This window comes from Allobosea sp., assembly GCF_035944895.1.
Taxonomy (GTDB): domain Bacteria; phylum Pseudomonadota; class Alphaproteobacteria; order Rhizobiales; family Beijerinckiaceae; genus Allobosea.
The window spans coordinates 47,518-64,300 of record NZ_DASZAT010000008.1 but is presented as its reverse complement, the minus strand read 5'-3'; the positions used below and the strand labels follow the sequence as shown (position 1 = coordinate 64,300).

At 64.3% G+C, this 16,783-nt stretch carries 14 protein-coding genes; 13 read left to right on the top strand and 1 reads right to left on the bottom strand.

Features of this window, described 5'->3' with window-relative positions:
* Positions 1-36 precede the first annotated feature (36 nt).
* The 10 genes from VGV58_RS11955 to VGV58_RS11910 all read left to right on the top strand — a co-directional run bounded on the left by VGV58_RS11955 (position 37) and on the right by VGV58_RS11910 (position 12,521).
* Positions 37-819 carry an ABC transporter permease gene (locus VGV58_RS11955; RefSeq protein WP_326874240.1) on the top strand — a complete coding sequence of 261 codons (783 nt, stop codon included), beginning with the start codon at positions 37-39 and terminating at the stop codon, positions 817-819.
* 3 nt (positions 820-822) lie between these two features.
* Complete coding sequence (locus VGV58_RS11950) at positions 823-1,623, top strand: ABC transporter permease (RefSeq protein ID WP_326874239.1); 801 nt, start codon at positions 823-825, stop codon at positions 1,621-1,623.
* A gap of 52 nt (positions 1,624-1,675) precedes the next feature.
* A complete protein-coding gene (locus VGV58_RS11945) occupies positions 1,676-2,752 on the top strand; it encodes an ABC transporter substrate-binding protein (protein ID WP_326874238.1) in 1,077 nt (358 codons plus the stop codon).
* A 419-nt stretch (positions 2,753-3,171) separates the two neighbouring features.
* Positions 3,172-4,902 (top strand): L-arabinonate dehydratase, encoded by a 1,731-nt coding sequence (araD, locus tag VGV58_RS11940; RefSeq protein WP_326874237.1) that lies wholly within the window; start codon positions 3,172-3,174, stop codon positions 4,900-4,902.
* Between the two features lie 235 nt (positions 4,903-5,137).
* Positions 5,138-6,127 (top strand): D-2-hydroxyacid dehydrogenase, encoded by a 990-nt coding sequence (locus tag VGV58_RS11935; protein WP_326874236.1) that lies wholly within the window; start codon positions 5,138-5,140, stop codon positions 6,125-6,127.
* A gap of 152 nt (positions 6,128-6,279) precedes the next feature.
* A complete protein-coding gene (locus VGV58_RS11930; RefSeq protein ID WP_326874235.1) occupies positions 6,280-7,242 on the top strand; it encodes a D-2-hydroxyacid dehydrogenase in 963 nt (320 codons plus the stop codon).
* An 80-nt stretch (positions 7,243-7,322) separates the two neighbouring features.
* Positions 7,323-8,948, top strand: a complete 1,626-nt coding sequence (locus VGV58_RS11925) for an ABC transporter substrate-binding protein (RefSeq protein WP_326874234.1) — start codon at positions 7,323-7,325, stop codon at positions 8,946-8,948.
* 2 nt (positions 8,949-8,950) lie between these two features.
* A complete protein-coding gene (locus VGV58_RS11920; RefSeq protein WP_326874233.1) occupies positions 8,951-9,982 on the top strand; it encodes an ABC transporter permease in 1,032 nt (343 codons plus the stop codon).
* The gene (locus VGV58_RS11915; RefSeq protein ID WP_326874232.1) at positions 9,979-10,824 is read left to right on the top strand and encodes an ABC transporter permease; all 846 of its coding nucleotides are present in this window, start codon (positions 9,979-9,981) and stop codon (positions 10,822-10,824) included. The genes VGV58_RS11920 and VGV58_RS11915 overlap by 4 nt, the downstream gene beginning before the upstream one ends.
* A complete protein-coding gene (locus VGV58_RS11910) occupies positions 10,821-12,521 on the top strand; it encodes an ABC transporter ATP-binding protein (protein WP_326874231.1) in 1,701 nt (566 codons plus the stop codon). The genes VGV58_RS11915 and VGV58_RS11910 overlap by 4 nt, the downstream gene beginning before the upstream one ends.
* A gap of 628 nt (positions 12,522-13,149) precedes the next feature.
* Here VGV58_RS11910 and hpaR read toward each other — a convergent pair.
* Entirely contained in the window at positions 13,150-13,662 is a 513-nt protein-coding gene (hpaR, locus tag VGV58_RS11905; RefSeq protein ID WP_414643950.1) for a homoprotocatechuate degradation operon regulator HpaR, read from the bottom strand.
* Positions 13,663-13,786: 124 nt separating this feature from the next.
* On the opposite strand from hpaR, the gene VGV58_RS11900 reads away from it, so the two are divergent.
* The 3 genes from VGV58_RS11900 to hpaD are packed head-to-tail and all read left to right on the top strand — an operon-like array spanning position 13,787 to position 16,743.
* The gene (locus VGV58_RS11900) at positions 13,787-14,182 is read left to right on the top strand and encodes a 5-carboxymethyl-2-hydroxymuconate isomerase (protein WP_326874230.1); all 396 of its coding nucleotides are present in this window, start codon (positions 13,787-13,789) and stop codon (positions 14,180-14,182) included.
* Positions 14,179-15,717: a 5-carboxymethyl-2-hydroxymuconate semialdehyde dehydrogenase gene (gene hpaE / locus VGV58_RS11895; protein ID WP_326874229.1), complete on the top strand. Its 1,539-nt coding sequence runs from the start codon at positions 14,179-14,181 to the stop codon at positions 15,715-15,717. Before VGV58_RS11900 ends, hpaE begins: the two co-directional genes overlap by 4 nt.
* Before the next feature lie 45 nt (positions 15,718-15,762).
* Entirely contained in the window at positions 15,763-16,743 is a 981-nt protein-coding gene (gene hpaD, locus VGV58_RS11890) for a 3,4-dihydroxyphenylacetate 2,3-dioxygenase (RefSeq protein ID WP_326874228.1), read from the top strand.
* The last annotated feature ends 40 nt before the right edge of the window (positions 16,744-16,783 follow it).

Genomic DNA, 16,783 nt, shown 5'->3' with positions numbered 1-16,783 from the left:
CTGCCGAACGCTCTGGCGCTGACGCTTCTGCTGCCCTTGACCCTGCTTCTTGCCGGCGCATTCGTCACACCGATCCTGGTCCTGATCTTCGAGAGTCTTTTCGCGCCTCATCTCACGTTCGAACATTACGCCAAGGGCCTCACCCAGCCGCTGTATCTCGGCGTGCTAATGCGGACGATCCGGACGGCCTGCGTCGTCACGGCGATGTGTTTCCTGCTGGGCTATCCGGTCGCGCTGGTGATGTCTCGCCAGAAGGGACGGCGCGTCATCTATCTCGCGGCCTGCGTCCTCATCCCGCTTTGGACGAGCGTTCTCGTGCGATCTTACGCCTGGATCGTGTTGTTGCAGCGGAAGGGCATCGTGAATACGGCCCTGATGGATGCAGGGATCATCAGCGAGCCGCTGAAACTGCTTTATACCGACGCCGCCGTGATGCTGGCGATGACGCATGTCCTCCTGCCATACATGATCCTGCCCATCTACTCGGCGCTGATCGCGATTCCCCCCGACCTCGACAAGGCAGCCAGGAATCTCGGGGCAGGCCCGATAGACAGCTTCTTCCGGGTGGTGTTCCCGAACAGCCTGCCGGGTGTCTACGCCGGAACGATCATCGTGTTCATCTTGGCGCTGGGCTTTTACGTAACCCCCGCTCTGGTCGGTGGCCCCCAGAGCATGACCATCGCCACCCTCATCGCCCAGCAGACGACGGAACTGCTGAACTGGCCCTTTGCCGGCGCGTTGGCAGGCATCCTCCTGGCCGCGACGCTCGGGCTGGTCTCCGTTTTCGGCCGCTTCCTCCGCATCGGAAAAGGCGTCTGATCGATGCAACCCCGTAAAGCGATCGATTGGGGGCGGCTTTCCCTCAACGCCTATGCCGCCGCGGTGCTCGTCTTCCTGATGGTCCCGTCCTTGCTGATCATCCCGATTTCGCTGGGAAGCGAGCCCTTCATCCAGTTCCCGCCCCGCAGCCTTTCGTTGCGCTGGTATCTTGAGCTGATCAGGGATCCTGCCTGGATCGCATCGTTCCTCTTCAGCCTCAAGATCGCGATCGCGACGACGGTCATGGCGACAATCGTCGGGACGCTCGCTTCGCTGGCCTTGGTGAGGGGGCGCTTGAGGTTCGCATCCGCATTGCAGGTCCTGACGCTAGCGCCGCTCGTGGTGCCGCACATCGTCATAGCCGTGGCGCTTTACCTTGTGTTCGCGCCGATCGGACTCACCGGCAGCTTCCTGGGCTTCCTCATCGCCCATTCGATGCTGTCGGTCCCCTATGTGGTGATCACCGTCACATCCGCTCTGCAGAAGCTGGATCCCAGTCTCGAATTCGCGGCGTTGAGCTGTGGCGCCTCAAGGCCCAAGGCGTTCCTGCTGGTCGTTCTGCCGAACATCGCTCCCGGTGTCGCCGCCGGGGCCATCTTCGCCTTCCTGGCATCCTTCGACGAGGCGACCGTATCGTTCTTCATTTCAGGAGTCGAAGGAAAAACCATCACACGAAAGCTGTTCGAGGACATCGATTACAATCTCACACCGGTAATCGCGTCGGTATCATCGGTTATTTTGCTGATTTCCATCCTCTTGATGCTCCTCGTCGAAAGAATGCGCCGGCCGACGACTCAAGATTAATCCTTGCCTGTCTCCATCTGAAGCTTCCCTTACCCATGAAAGGATCGCGATAATGTCGATCAAGTATCGTTGTGGAGTGCTGCGCCGGTCCGCGTTGGTCGCTACCGCATTGATCGGAAGCATGCTCCTGGGCGCGGTGCCCTCCAAGGCAGAAGAGCGGGTGGTCGTGGCAACCGCGGGAGGGTCTTTCGAACGCGCGCTGCGAACGGCGTGGTTCGACCCTTTCACCAAAGCCACCGGTATCAAGGTGATCAGCGTGGTCGCCACTGACGCGGAACAGAGGGCCAGAGCGTCCGCCATGGTCCGCGCAGGCCGGGTCGAATGGGATATCTTCAACAACCACGAGATCTTGGCAGCCTCCAGCGGAAACCGCGCCATTACCGAGGATCTGTCGGAATTTTGCGCGCCCTATATCGGCAGCCCAAAGCTGTCGGCTGGCACTTGCAGTGCAGCCGGGCTCCGCTTCTCGCGGAATGCGACGACCATGGTGTTCAACAAGGAGGCTTTCGCGGGCGCGAAGCCTTCGTCTTGGGCCGATTTCTGGGACGTCGAGAAATTTCCCGGGCGCCGCGCGCTGCCAAGCTTCGGCGATCCCTGGCGTGTACTGGCCGCGGCCCTCCTGGCCGATGGCGTGAGTCCGTCGAACCTGTTCCCCCTGGACGTCGATCGCGCCTTCAAGAAGCTGGATACGATCCGGCGCCAGATCGATCTTTGGTGGCGCACCGGTGACCAGAGCCAGCAAGGCTTCAGGAATCGCGACTATGTGCTGGGCATGTTGTTCGCGGTCCGTGCGAACACGCTTCGCGACGAAGGGCAGCCCATCGAAGTCTCCTTCAATCAGGCATTCATGATCGGCGACAGCCTGCAAGTCATAAAGGGATCTCCGAACCGAGAGGCGGCTCTCAAGCTGCTGAAGTTCTACATGGAGAACCCGGACGTCCAGGCCCGCTACTCCGAGTTGACCGGCGTGGTCCCACCCAGCGACGCCGCGCTCGCTCTGCTGGGCGCGGAAGCCAAGGCGAAATTGCCGGCGGCGGGCGCGGCCACCGTCCTGATCGAGCCGAACCTGGACTGGCTGAACGCCAACCAGGCGATGCTGGTCGAACGCTGGAATGCCTGGATCCAGTAAAGCGGGTTCGAGACGACGACAGGTGAAGAGAACGGGGGCCGGCGCCGGCCCCCGCTTTTTTCATGCGTCGATACACGCCTTCCCGAAGCGATATCATTCGTCAGCCGTCGTCCGCTGCTCGCGCCGGGACGTCCGGGCGCGCGCGCTCCATTCTCGCTCTGATCGAGGGCAGGAGCCCGCCGACCCTGCCCTCGTCGCCGGAGGGCATGTTCCTCGATCTGGCTTGCCTCGCGATCGACCGCTTCGAGAACCTGGGCTGAACCGCCGCGAGCGGGCGGCATGCCAACAGGCCCCGGCGCCGAGGCGGGACTGGCCTGCAAGCCGGCCTCGGCCCGACGCTATAACTGCTCAAGAGAAAAACGACGCCGCACCGCCTTTTTCCGGCGCACGGCAAGAGCCCAGATTGTCGGGAGTTCCCCATGAGTGACGGACGGATTTCGCCCAAGAACCTTCGGAGCGCGCGCTGGTTCGCGGCCAACGACCTGCGCGGCTCCGGACACCGTGGCCGCGCCGGCCAGATGGGCTATTCCCCCCAGGAATATCTCGGCAAACCGGTCATCGGCATCGTGAACACCTGGAGCGACATCAGCCCCTGTCACCAGCATTTCAAGACGAGGGTCGATGACGTCAAAAGAGGCGTGCTCCAGGCCGGCGGTTTCCCCATCGAATTGCCGGCGATCTCTTTGTCCGAGCCATTCCAGAAGCCCTCGACGATGATGTATCGTAATCTTCTCGCGCTCGAGACCGAGGAGCTGTTGCGCTCCTACCCTGTGGACGGCGTCGTGTTGATGGGCGGGTGCGACAAGACCGTGCCCGCGCTCCTCATGGGCGCGATCTCGACGGATCTGCCCACCATTTTTGTCTGCGCGGGCCCGATGATCCGCGGGCATTATCGCGGCAAGACGATGGGCTCGGGTTCCGACAGCTGGAAGTACTGGGCCGATCGACGTGCCGGACTCCTTTCTGAGGAGGAGTGGGAAACTATTCAGCAGAGCATAAACCGGTCACCGGGTACGTGCATGACGATGGGGACAGCCTCCACCATGTCGGCTCTGACAGAAACACTGGGCCTTACGCTCCCAGGTTTCTCTTCCGTCCCGGCCGTTGACTCGCAGCATATCAGGCTGTGCTCGGAGAGCGGCCGCACCATTGTCGACGCGACTTGGCTCGACAGGAAGCCATCAACGATTCTCTCGCGCGAGGGCTATCTCGATGCGGTAACCGCATTGATGGCCCTGGGGGGCTCCACCAACGCCGTGATCCACCTGATCGCGATGGCGAGCAGGAGCGGCATCGATCTGTCATTGGACGATTTCAACGACATCGCGGAGAAAACTCCCGTCATCGCGAATATCCAGCCCATCGGCTCATACCTGATGGACGACTTCTACGCGTCCGGAGGCATCCTGGCGGCGCTGAACCGGATTTCCGGCATGCTCCACACCGATCGCCCGACCATCAATGGCAGGACCGTGATGGACAACATCTCGAGTGCGGCCGTCTTCGACAACGACGTCGTCAGGACGCTGGAAGAGCCCGTCGAGGATCGCGGCGGGCTGGTCGTCCTGCGCGGGAATCTGGCTCCCGAGGGCGCGGTGATCAAACCCCATGCGGCGGAAGCCCATCTGCGCGAGCACGTCGGACCCGCGCTCGTGTTCGACAGCTATGACGAGATGAACGAAGCCGTGAACAGGGACGACCTGGAGGTGTCGGCGGACACGATTCTGGTCCTGAGGAATGTCGGGCCGGTCGGCGGCCCCGGTATGCCGGAATGGGGCATGCTGCCGCTGCCGAAACGCCTCCTCGCCGCGGGGGTCCGCGACATGGTTCGAATCTCCGATGCTCGGATGAGCGGAACGTCCTACGGGGCGTGCGTCCTGCACGTGTCGCCGGAATCTTACGTCGGCGGTCCTCTCGCCATCGTCCAGAACGGCGACCGGATCAAGCTGAGCGTCGCGAACCGCGAGCTCAATCTCCTCGTCAGCGACGAGGAGATCGCCGCCCGACGCGCGAAGTGGACCGCGCCTCGACCCCGCTTCGCGCGAGGCTATGGGGCGATCTACAGCAGCCAGGTAACGCAAGCCCATCAAGGCTGCGACTTCTCCTTCCTCGAGAGGGGACCAGCCACTCCCGAGCCGGAAATCCATTAGCCGGGAGCTGGCTTGGCGGGCGCAACGGCCAGATGAAACGGAGACGGCCCGCAGGGGCCGTCGATCAAACGGCCACGCGCCCGATACACGGCTTCTGCCGGGCCACGGGCTCCCGCGGGGGGCGGGGAACCTCCGGCAGGATGAGGGCGACGTCCCATGCCTCCCTCGCTTTGCGCTCCCCTGAAGTACAACTCGTTTTGGCTCTCAGTACAACTTGCCTAGTGGGATAAGTACGATGTCTGACGCTCGAACATTCCTGATCTATGTCGAGAATGCGAGGGATGCCGAACCGGTTCACCGCATCGACGTCGCGAGCATCCGCGAATCCGCCAACCAAATATCGCCTTGGATCGATGTGGTCGAAGCCAAGACCGATGCGCCCAATATCCAGTCCCTGGAAAAGGCGACCTTCTTCATCGGCGGCCAGATCGACAAGGAAAGATTGAAGCGTCACGCGAAGCAGCTTGCGATCGTCCACTCTCTCAACGCGGGCGTCGAGAAGCTCATGCCCCTCGATTGGCTTCTGGACTCGGCCGTGTTGACCAACAGCCGAGGCATTCACGGTACGCGGGCTGGCGAGTTCTCGATGACGGCGTTGTTGATGCTGAACAACCGCGCGCCGCATTATGCCAGCTTGCAGCGCGACCGATCATGGCAACGGACCTTCTGCGATCCGATACGCGGCAAGGTCGTCATGATCTTCGGCGTGGGGTCGCTGGGCGGCGCGGCCGCCGAAGCGGCCAAGCGCATCGGATTGCAGGTATGGGGCGTCCGCAGAGACGGCGCGCCCCACCCGGCGGTGGACCGGATGTATACGCCGGCAGATTTTCGTGGTGCGCTCACCGAGGTCGACTTCCTGCTCCTGTCCTGTCCGCTGACCCCCGAGACGCGACGGGTCATCGGCGCGCTCGAATTGGGCCGGCTGCGTCCAGGAGCCGGGCTGGTCAATATTTCCCGTGGCGACGTCATCGACGAGGACGCCTTGGTCGATTCTCTGCGCCGGGGTCACTTGTCGGGGGCCGTTCTCGACGTCTTCCAGCGTGAACCCCTGCCTGCAGACTCCGAACTCTGGGACGTGCCGAACCTGACGATCTTCCCCCATGTCTCGTCGGACAGTTCCGTCGGATATACGGCTGCGAGCTCGGCCATCTTCCTGGAGAACGTGGCGAGATGGCTGGGCGGACAGCCCTTGCGAAACGTCGTGAGCCCGTCGCGCGGCTACTGACCGATCCAGATCCAGGGCCGGATGCGGCTGGCGGATCGGTCGCCAACGCTCATGGCCATATCGAGGTAGGTCGCAGAACCATTTGATCCTTGGTATTGCTAATTAGACCATTTGATCCTAGCCTTGCACTGCATCATGGATCATGGCGGGCGATGAAGGTAGCGTATCACGCGAGTTTTCCGGGGTTTGAACCGGCGGCGAAATGTGAGGTCGAGGGCGCGTCGTTCCACACTGCGAACGATCTGACTGAGCTCGCTCGGCTTGCGCACGGAAGCGAAGCGCTGCTCATCTTGGCGACCGACTATTCGCAGGACTTCGCGAACGCGATTCGCGAGCCCGGCGGCCGATTGAGGTTCATTCAGTTTCTGTCGGCGGGATATGAGAGCGCAGGGGCACATGGGGTGCCGCCCGGCGTCGCCCTGTCCAACGCCAGCGAGGTCTGGGCGCCGGTCGTGGCGGAACACGCCGTCGCACTCGTCCTTGCACTGGTCAGAAGGGTCCCCGATCTGGAAAGGCGAAGGCAGGCCCGCCGATGGGACCGGCCCGCCTTCAACGCCAGCTTGTCGTCGCTCGACGGATCGCGCGTGGCTCTGCTCGGCTATGGGTCGATCGGCCGGGAGATCGCCAAGCGGATAAGGCCGTTCGGCGCACATATCGTGGGTATCTCGCGATCCGCTCGCGATTGCCCGCTGCTCGACGAGGCCGTCGCATTGTCGGAGCTTCGCGAGCTTCTCCCGACCGTGGACATATTGATCAACGTGCTGCCTGCCTCGCCGTCGACGACGGGTTTCGTCGATGGCGATTTCCTCACGCTCATGAAGCCCGGCAGCTATTTCGTGAATGTCGGCCGCGGCGCCACCGTGGACGAGGCCGCGCTCGCGGATGCCCTCCGGCGAAACCTCATTGCGGGCGCTGCGCTGGACGTCTTCGAACGCGAGCCATTGGACGCGTCGAGCCCGCTCTGGTCGCTGGAGAACGCCATCCTCTCCCCGCACGCCGCTGGCTACGGCAGCCCCGGCATCGTGCATCGGGCCCATGAGCTTTGCCGGAGCAACCTGCGCGCGTTTCGCGACGGCACGAAGCTCCGCAATCTGGTGACGCCCGGCGCGAGTTGACGCGCCATGCGGGCCCGCAACTCGAGCCGAGGGCGGCCCGGCCCAAAGCTGCATCAAACTAAAACAAAAGGGGAATGACCATGACCATTAATCGCCGCGACTACCTGAAGGGATCTGCCGGTCTCGCCGGAGGCGCGCTCGTTGGCGGCCCCCTCGGCTCCTCGATCGCCGCCGCGCAATCCCGCTCCGAGACGTTGCGTCACGTCATGGGAGCGGTCCTCACCTCGCTCGACCCGACCACCGGCGGGGCCACGCGCGAGAGTTCCCCGCTCTCGATGAACGTCTACGATCGCCTGGTCGCCTTCGGCACGAAGCAGGTGGCCGGCGGGCGGATGTTCGACATGGGCAACATCCGCGGCGAGCTTGCCCAGAAGGTCGATCGGTCGGCCGACGGCAGGACATACACCTTTCATCTCCGCGAGGGTGCGACCTGGCACGACGGAACGCCCGTCGAGGCCGAGGATATCAAATGGTCGCTCGACCGCGCGGTGGGGGCCCCGAGCACCGCTAAAGCTCAGATGAGCAATGGTTCGATGACGGACCCCGGCCAATTCAAGATCGTCGGCGACCGCCAGATCGAAATCAGGACGGAGCGGCCGGACCGGCTCACCCTCGCGACCTTCTGCGTGCCCTTCCTGCCGATGTTCAACAGCAAGCTCGCCAAGAAGCACGCGACCTCCGACGATCCCTGGGCCGTCAACTGGCTGAAGGACAACACCGCCGCGGGCGGCGCCTACATCGTCGAAAGCAACCGGCCGGGCCAGCAGGTCGTGCTGCGCCGGAACGAGAACTGGAAGAACGGCGAGAACGGCAAGCTGCCTTACTTCCAGAGGGTCATCGTGCAGACGATCCCCGACGTCTCCGCCCGGGCGAGCCTCGTCGAGAGGGGCGACGCCGACCTCACGCTCGACGCCGCCGCCAGCGACATCCCCGGCCTCGAGAAGAGGGGGCGCGTCAGCATCATCGCGGTGCCGCAGACCAACGCCTGGCAGTCCGTCGCCTTCAACACGCTCGCTGCGCCCTTCGACGATCTCAAGGTCCGGCAGGCGGTCACGGCGGCCTTGCCTTACGAAGACATGTTCAACGCCGCGATCTTCGGGCGCGGCAAGCGCCTCTTCGGCGCCGACTGGTCGGAACCGCCGTCTTCTGCGATACCACAGCCGATGCCGGTCCGACGCGACCTCGATAGGGCGAAGAGGCTGCTCGCGGAGAGCGGGCACGCCGGCGGGTTCCGGACCACCTTCTCCTTTCCAGCGAGCATGTCGACCACGGTCGAGCCGATGGCGGCGCTGATCAAGGAGAGTCTGGCCACGATCGGCGTGGACGTCACCGTTCAGAAGCTTCCGGACGCCCAGATGACGACGATGGTCTCCGAGCGCCGGCTGCCGATGTTCTTCGACTTCTTCACGGCATGGCTGCCGACATCCGAATACACGACGCGGATTTTCCTGACCGCGACGACGCGCTGGAACGCCAGCGGCTGGAACGACGCCATCGCGACAAAGCTCGGTGACGACGCACGATACGAAACAGACCAGGCGAAATACGACGCCATGATGGTCGAGGTGATCAAGAGATATGTGGCGGCCAACCCGCTCGCCCTGCTTTGGCACCCCAACCACGATGCCGTCGTCGCCAAGAATGTCGAGGGCTACACGTACTGGTTCCACCGCGGCGCGGATTACCGGTATCTGAAGCGGATCTGATCATGAAGATCGTTGTCAATGTCGCGGCAAGGGTCGGCAACCGACTCCTTGCCTCGCTGCCCGCCCTGTTCGGAGTACTGGTGTTCACCTTTCTCCTCATGCGCGTGCTGCCTGGCGATCCCGCCGTGTTCTTCTCTTCTGATCCGAATGCCGGGCCAGAGGAGGTCGAGCGGCTGCGAAAGGCGATGGGCCTCGACCAGCCGATGCTCGTGCAGCTGGCCTACTATCTGCGGGACGTCGCGACGGGGCATCTCGGCAGCTCAATGTCGACCGGCCAAACCGTCGTCGTCGACTTGGTCGAGCGGCTGCCGGCATCGTTGGAGCTGACCTTCATCGCGCTGGTCCTTGCGCTCTCGCTGGCGCTGCCATTGGGCATACTCGCGGCCTTGAGACCGGGCTCGGCACTGGATCACGCCGTGCGCTTCATCTGCTCGTTGGGCGTCTGCGCTCCGACCTTTGTCTGCGGATTGCTGCTGATCTACGTGTTCTACGTCGTCCTGGGCTGGGCCCCGGATCCGACGGGGCGAATCGGAGTCTTCGATGCCCCGCCTCCCGGCATCACGGGCCTCCTTCTCATCGACTATCTCCTTGTTGGGGATCTGGCGAGTTGGCGGTCGGCGCTTTCCCAGCTCGTCCTGCCGGCCACGACGATGGCTCTCTTCGTACTCGCCCCGCTGGCCAGAATGACCCGAGCTTCGATGCTCGCGGCGCTGGGCAGCGACTTCATCCGGACCGCTCGCGCGCTCGGCCTCTCGCATTGGAAAGTGATCGTCGCCTATGGCCTACGCAACGCGCTGTTGCCGGTCATCACGATCACCGGCGTCGTGTTCTCGACGATGCTGGGGGCCAACGTTCTCGTCGAAAAGGTCTTTGCCTGGCCGGGCGTCGGCTCCTACGCCCTCGACGCCCTGCTTTCCTCCGATTTCGCGCCCGTACAAGGGTTCGTGCTGCTGATGGCCACGATCTTCGTGATGGTCAACCTGCTCATCGACACGCTCTACGGGCTCGCCGACCCGAGGGTCTCGATCCGATGAGCGCCACCGCCAGACACGTCGCCTGGGTCCTGCGCGGCAACCCCGTCACCGCGATCGCCACCTTCGGCTTCTCCTGCCTCGTGTTCCTTGCCTTGTTCGGGCCCTGGATCCAACCGCACGACCCGATCGCGTCCAACGTCGCCAACGCTCTGCAACCGCCATCGAGCGCCCATTGGGCGGGCACGGACCAGCTCGGTCGCGACATCCTCAGCCGGCTCATCGCCGCGACGCGGATCGATCTCGCGATCGCGGCTTCGGCCGTTGCCATCTCCTTCGCCGCTGGTGTCGTGATCGGCAGCCTCGCGGGCTATGCCGGCGGCCTCGTAGACCGCGTCATCGGGAGCGTCGTGGACGTATTGATGGCCTTCCCGCTCTTCGTGATGGCCATGGCCATGGTCGCGGTCTTGGGCAACCGGATCGAGAACATCATCATCGCGACCGCCTTCATCAACCTGCCATTCTACATCCGTTTCGCGCGGGCCGAGGTGAACGTCCGCCGCAACGCGGGATGGGTGGAGGCTGCACGTGCTTGCGGAGACAGCCATCTCGACATCGTGCTGTTCTCGCTGATCCCGAACATCCTGCCGGCGATGGCCGTGCAGATCTCGCTGAATCTCGGCTGGGCCATCCTCAACGCGGCCGGGCTGTCCTTCCTGGGGCTCGGCGTCACGGCCCCCACGCCGGAGTGGGGCATCATGGTGGCCGAGGGCGCCCGCTTCATCCTGTCCGGGCAGTGGTGGCTCGTGGCGTTCCCCGGAGCGGCGCTGATGCTCACCGTCCTCTGCTTCAATCTTCTCGGGGATGGCCTGCGCGACATTCTCGACCCTCGGATGCGTACATGAACAGCGAATATCTGCTCCGCGTCAGCGACCTCCGCGTCGAGTTTTCGACTCGCAACGGCACGGTGGAGGCCGTCAAAAACGTCTCGCTGGCCCTGAAGCCCGGATCGACGCTCGGCATCGTCGGCGAAAGCGGGTCGGGGAAATCGGTCACCGCCTACGCGATCACGCGGCTTCTGGACCGGGCGGGTAGGATCAGCGCCGGCCGGATCGAGTTCGACGGCCGCGATCTTCTCGCCCTCTCGGCCGGAGACATGCGCCGCTTACGGGGAGCCGCCATCTCCATGGTGTTCCAGAACGCGCGCGGCGCGTTGAACCCGATCCGGACGGTCGGGCAGCAGTTGACGGACGCATTGGCCGCTCACACCAGGCTCGACAAATCGAGCCTGCACGAGCGCGTGGCGGCGCTGCTCACGGACGTAATGCTGACCGATGTCGATCGCGTCCTGAAGTCCTACCCCCACGAATTGTCCGGGGGGATGTGCCAACGGGTGATGATCGCGCTCGGGATCGCCTGCGAACCCAGGCTTCTGATCGCCGACGAGGCCACGACCGGATTGGACGTCACGACGCAGAAGGTGGTCATGGACCTTCTGGCGGACATCGCGGCCAAGCGGGGCATGGGCGTTATCCTGATCACCCATGATCTGGGCCTGGCCGCCCAGTACTGCGACGCGATCACGGTCATGCAGCGCGGCGAAGTGGTCGAATCCGCATCAGTGGAGGAGGTTTTCCTCCGCCCCAGCCACCCCTACACAAGGCGACTCGTCGCGGCGTCCCCCACCGCCTCGTCGACGATCGAGACCCTGGTCGTCGACGAAGAAACGCCCGCCGGTGTGACGACACCCGCCTTCATCGGCTTCGGCGGGTCGCAACCGCTTCTCGAGGTTAGCGGCCTGGCGAAGGATTATGATCGCTTCAGGGCGGTCGACGACGTCTCCTTTCGACTGGACCAGGGCGAGAGCATCGGCCTCGTCGGTGAATCCGGTTCGGGGAAGAGCACGATCTCCCGCATCGTCACTCGTCTCATCGACAAGAGCGCCGGGCGGCTGACCTTCGACGGCGTGGACATCGGCGAAGTCTCCGCCGCGCGCTTCAACGCGCACCCGCTGCGGAAGCAGATCCAGATCGTCTTCCAGGACCCCCACGAGAGCTTGAACCCCCGCTACACGGCGTTCGACTGCATCGCCCATCCGCTCCGCAAGCTGGAAAAGGACATCGATCGCGGCCTGGTGGCCCGACGGGTCGAGGGGTGCGCGGAACGCGTCGGCCTGCCGCGCGAACTTCTCTCTCGCTTTCCCCATCAGCTCTCCGGCGGGCAGAAGGCCCGGGTCGGGATCGCTCGCGCCATCGTCACCCGTCCGAAACTGCTCGTCCTGGACGAGCCGACCGCAGCCCTCGACGTGTCCGTCCAGGCGATCGTGCTCAAGCTGCTGGATCGCCTGCGCAAGGAGGAAGGCCTAGCCTTCCTGTTCGTCAGCCACGATCTGAACGTGGTCCGCATGCTGTGCGAACGCATCGTCGTCCTCAAGACGGGCGCCGTTGTCGAGCAGGCGAAAGCGCAGGAGATTTTCGCCTCGCCACGATCCGCCTACACACGCAGCCTCATCGAGGCGATTCCCGGTTTCGGCGGCCGGTCTTCCGACATGGCGAACGATCTCCGCCACAAGCTGCCGCTGGCGATCGGACAGGCAATGTGACGACACACAAGCGACCTGTCGGCGCGTCTGGCCAGCAGATGGCCCCATACACAGCAACGTCCGCCGTAAGCAGCATTGGCAGGGCCGAGCATCGCGTCGCCCGAACCGCGCAACCTCAAGCGTCCTGTTGGACACTCGGGCTTGACATCAGTTCATTTTCGAACCGGAAGGAGCCGAAGCGAAACAAGCCGCGTGCATCGGAGCAGACCGACGAGCTCGCAACGCTCTTGATTGGCCCTGGAAACCACGTAAGATCGTTTCGTTCGAGCCCACTCATTGGTCCCACTCAACGAGGTTGGCCGAATCGGAATTTCTCTTGTTTTTCAAGGAATTCAGGACTGACCAGCAGGTTCGAGTCCTCTCCTGGGCACCATTTTTCTCGAGGGTTCTACCAAGCCCTTGAGACGGAAGATGTTTCCTTCCGCATTGTGAATGACCTGTCGCCCGCCCGATATCGAAGGGCCGCGCAGGTGGTCTTGCGGCGCCTCGCCCTGCAAGGCGCTCCTATCATAACTTTCGTTAGTTTTACGCGGTTGCCCCAAAGGCGCCGCGCCAGGCTCCTTCGCGCCCGCGGAGGACAACCCCAGGCCTATATGCCAGGTGATGGACGCCGTGGCGGCCCAGGCCGTCAATCGGCTGGCGCGCCCGGCCCGTTGTTGCCGATGCCGGCCATGGCGTCCTCGAGTTCGGCAAGCAGGTCTTGCAGCTGGCCGAGCTTGTCCTCGCCGAAGCGCTGGCTGATCTGGCGATAGATCGCTTCGGACACCGGCGTGACATTGTCGATGAGAGCCGAGCCGGAGGCGCTGAGCGAGATCATCCAGCGGCGCAGGTCGGCCGGATCGGGCTCGCGCAGGATCAGGCCGCGCTGGTCGAGATCGACGAGAATCCGCGACAGGCTGGGACCGAGCAGGAAGGTCGCCCGCGCCAGCTCCGCCACCTCCATCTGCGGCTTGGTGCTGAGCGCGCGCAGCACGCGCCATTGCTGCTCGGTGACGCCGAATTCGCGCAGCGACTTACGGAAATGCCGCATCACCGATTCGCGCGCCCGCAGCAGCGACATCGGCAGCGACTTGGAGAAATGGCGCAGCCTGAGCCGGGTCGCGGCCGGGCTGCTGGCGCCCGTGGTCTTGTCGTCGGTCAAACCAGAAATCCATCGTGAGTCGCCGGCACCCTAGCGCGCTCGACGACCAGCACCAAACGCGGCAGCGTGCGCTTGCAGTCATAAATTTAACATGTTATCTAATTTGAGAAATGGGAGGTGCGGCTTGCCCCATATCGTCATCGAATACTCCGCCAATCTGGACGAAGAGCTCCGCCCGATGCGGCTGGTCGAGGCGCTGCATGCCGCCGCGCTGGAGACCGGCATCTTCCCTCTGGCCGGCCTCAGGACCCGCGCGGAGCGGCGGGATCTCTACCTGATCGCCGATGGCGACCCCGATCATATCTTCATTGCCGTCAGCGTGCGGATCGGCGAGGGGCGCGATGCCGCAACCCGCCTGCGCGTCGCCGAGGCGCTGATGGCGGTGCTCGAACGCGAGACCGCCGAAATCGTCCAGCGCCGGGGCCTAGCGCTCAGCCTCGATGTCTCCGAGATCGACGGAACCGCGTCGCTAAAGACCAACAACCTGCACGAACGCCTGAAAGCGAGGGCGAAGCCATGACCGCGACCGATACCAAACTGACCGCCAATCTGGCCAAGGCGCGCCAGGCGATGGCGCGTTTCACGGATGGCACCGTGCCGCATCTGATCGCGGGCGAGGCCGTCCTTTCGGCTTCGGGGGCGACCTTCGAGACACTCGATCCGACCACGAACGAGCGCCAGGCCGTCGTCGCCGCCGGCGACAAGGCCGAGATCGACCGTGCCGCCGCTGCGGCGCGCAAGGCGTTCCCGGCCTGGAAGAATGCTTCCGGCGCCAAGCGCCGGGCCGTGCTGCACGCGATCGCCGATGCGATCGAGGCAAGGGCCGAGGAGATCGCCCTGGTCGAAAGCAGCGACAGCGGCCAGGCGATCCGCTTCATGGCGAAGGCGGCGCTGCGCGGGGCCGAGAATTTCCGCTTCTATGCCGACCGTGCGCCGGAAGCCGGCAATGGCCTGTCGCTGCCGGACGAAGGCCATATCAACTACACGCTGCGCCAGCCTATCGGTCCCGTCGGGGTAATCACGCCCTGGAACACGCCGTTCATGCTCTCGACCTGGAAGATCGCGCCGGCGCTCGCCGCCGGCTGCACCGTCGTCCACAAGCCGGCCGAATGGTCGCCGCTCTCGGCCATGCTGCTCGGCGAGATCATGGACGAGACGATCCGCAAGCACGGTTTCCCGGCTGGCGTGGTCAATGTCGTGCACGGCCTCGGCGAGAGCGCCGGCAAGGCGCTGACCGAGCATCCGGCGATCAAGGCCGTCGCCTTCGTCGGCGAGACCACGACCGGCCAACACATCATGCGCCAGGGCGCGGAGACGCTGAAGCGCGTCCATTTCGAGCTCGGCGGCAAGAACCCGGTGATCGTGTTCGAGGATGCCGATCTCGACCGCGCCCTCGATGCGGTGCTGTTCATGATCTACTCGCTCAATGGCGAGCGCTGCACCTCATCGTCGCGCGCTCTCGTGCAGCGCTCGATCTACGACGCCTTCTCCGCCAAGGTCGCCGAGCGGGTGAAGCGCCTGCGCGTCGGCCATCCGCTCGATCCGGCAACCGAGATCGGTCCGCTGATCCATCCGCGCCATGCGCAGAAGGTGCTGTCCTATCCCGCTCTGGCGAAGGACGAGGGCGCCCGCGTCGCCTGCGGCGGCGGCCGCGCTCTGGACGGCGCCGGCAACTATGTCGAGCCGACGCTCTATCTCGACGCCGGCAACGGCATGCGGATCGCGCAGGAAGAGATCTTCGGGCCGGTGCTGACCATGATCCCGTTTGAAGACGAGGCCGAGGCGATCGCCATCGCCAACGACGTCCAGTACGGGCTGGCCGGCTATATCTGGACCCGCGATGTCGGCCGCGCCCATCGCGTCTCGCGCGATCTCGAGGCCGGGATGATCTGGGTCAACTCGGAGAATGTCCGCCATCTGCCGACGCCGTTCGGCGGGGTGAAATCATCGGGCATCGGACGCGACGGCGGCGACTATTCCTTCGACTTCTACATGGAGACGAAGAACGTCGCCGTGGCCTTCGATACCCACCAGGTGCCGCGGCTGGGGATCTGACGCCGCGGCCGAATGAAACAAGAAGAACGATATCGAGGAGGAACCATGCCCGTCCCGTCCAGCGTCCTCAATCCGCCCTTCCATGTCGTGCGCCTGAACCATGTCGTGCTGACGGTGCGTGACCTCGCCGCCGCCAAGGCCTTCTGGGGCGACACGCTCGGCCTGCAGCTGACGCAGGAGACGCCGGAGCGGCTCTACTTCCGGGCCATGGAGGAACGCGGCCATCACTGCATCGTGCTGGAGAAGGGGGCCGAGCCCAGCGCCCGCCATCTTGGCTTCAAGGTCTTCTCGGAGGAGGACCTCGACAAGGCCCAGCACTTCTTCCGCGGCAAGGGCCTGAAGGCCGAGTTCGTCGAGGAACCCTATCAGGGGCGGACCCTGCGCACCACCGACCCGCGCGGCGTGCCGCTGGAATTCTACTTCCGCATGGACAAGCTGCCGTCGGTTCACCAGAAATACGCGCTCTACAAGGGCGTGAAGCCCCTGCGCATCGACCATTTCAACTGCTTCTCGGATGATGTCGACGCTTCCGTGGCGTTCTATAACGAGATCGGCTTCCGGGTCACCGAATACACCGAGAACGAGGACTGCACCCGGCTCTGGGCCGCCTGGATGCATCGCAAGGGCGGCGTACACGACATGGCCTTCACCCATGGCGTCGGCCCGCGCCTGCACCATGTCGCCTTCTGGGTGCCGACGCCGCTCAACATCATCGACCTGCTGGATCTGATGGCGACCACCGGCTATGTCGGCAATATCGAGCGTGGCCCGGGGCGCCACGGCATCTCCAACGCCTTCTTCCTCTATGTCCGCGACCCTGACGGGCATCGCATCGAGATCTATTGCTCGGACTATCAGACGATCGATCCCGATCACGAGCCGATCCGCTGGGACCTGCGCGATCCGCAGCGCCAGACGCTGTGGGGCGCTCCCGCACCGAAGAGCTGGTTCGAGGAAGGGACCGTCTTCGAGGGCACGCCGGTGCGCCAGCCGGCCTATGCCGCCTCTCCGATCATCGCAGCCTGAGCAGCGAAAGAACCCGGCGATCGAGGGCGCAGTCGCCGGC

Excerpts from the sequence above, each read along its gene's own strand:
- VGV58_RS11945 (WP_326874238.1), top strand. The coding sequence starts at position 1,676 with ATGTCGATCAAGTATCGTTGTGGAGTGCTGCGCCGGTCCGCGTTGGTC.
- VGV58_RS11935 (WP_326874236.1), top strand. The coding sequence starts at position 5,138 with ATGTCTGACGCTCGAACATTCCTGATCTATGTCGAGAATGCGAGGGAT.
- VGV58_RS11925 (WP_326874234.1), top strand. The coding sequence starts at position 7,323 with ATGACCATTAATCGCCGCGACTACCTGAAGGGATCTGCCGGTCTCGCC.
- araD (WP_326874237.1), top strand. The coding sequence starts at position 3,172 with ATGAGTGACGGACGGATTTCGCCCAAGAACCTTCGGAGCGCGCGCTGG.
- hpaE (WP_326874229.1), top strand. The coding sequence starts at position 14,179 with ATGACCGCGACCGATACCAAACTGACCGCCAATCTGGCCAAGGCGCGC.
- hpaD (WP_326874228.1), top strand. The coding sequence starts at position 15,763 with ATGCCCGTCCCGTCCAGCGTCCTCAATCCGCCCTTCCATGTCGTGCGC.
- VGV58_RS11930 (WP_326874235.1), top strand. The coding sequence starts at position 6,280 with ATGAAGGTAGCGTATCACGCGAGTTTTCCGGGGTTTGAACCGGCGGCG.
- VGV58_RS11920 (WP_326874233.1), top strand. The coding sequence starts at position 8,951 with ATGAAGATCGTTGTCAATGTCGCGGCAAGGGTCGGCAACCGACTCCTT.
- VGV58_RS11950 (WP_326874239.1), top strand. The coding sequence starts at position 823 with ATGCAACCCCGTAAAGCGATCGATTGGGGGCGGCTTTCCCTCAACGCC.
- VGV58_RS11910 (WP_326874231.1), top strand. The coding sequence starts at position 10,821 with ATGAACAGCGAATATCTGCTCCGCGTCAGCGACCTCCGCGTCGAGTTT.
- VGV58_RS11915 (WP_326874232.1), top strand. The coding sequence starts at position 9,979 with ATGAGCGCCACCGCCAGACACGTCGCCTGGGTCCTGCGCGGCAACCCC.